Annotated in this window: 1 protein-coding gene; it reads left to right on the top strand. The window is 42.9% G+C overall.

Going from position 1 to position 296, the window contains the following annotated elements; translation table 11 throughout:
• Window positions 1–37: 37 nt before the first annotated feature.
• Window positions 38–166 (top strand): hypothetical protein, encoded by a 129-nt coding sequence (locus tag FS736_RS25565; RefSeq protein ID WP_395883930.1) that lies wholly within the window; start codon window positions 38–40, stop codon window positions 164–166.
• Window positions 167–296: the final 130 nt, after the last annotated feature.

Raw genomic sequence — 296 nt, 5'->3', positions numbered from 1 at the left:
TCCTGCCAAACGCGCTTTCTCCGGCCAACACAAACAAATCCTGATCATTCTTCTTACAACCTATCAATTCTATCACCTTCAACATATCATCAACAAACTCCATCCTCATCCTTTCACCAATATTCTCCACACACCCCCGATCTTTCCCTTTTTCACCCCTCAATAAAACTTCCAACCCCCCTTTCACATCAACAAATTCACCTTCTTCATTATTTTCCTTTTCATCCCCCTTCCTCCTCCTCTCGCAATCCGCCACCAAAACCACACACCACAAAAATCACACTTCACTTTTTACA

The organism is Cytobacillus oceanisediminis 2691, from assembly GCF_007678455.1.
GTDB lineage: Bacteria > Bacillota > Bacilli > Bacillales > Cytobacillaceae > Mesobacillus > Mesobacillus oceanisediminis_A.
Note: the sequence above shows the minus strand (reverse complement) of the source record. Positions and strands in the feature narration are given on the sequence as shown.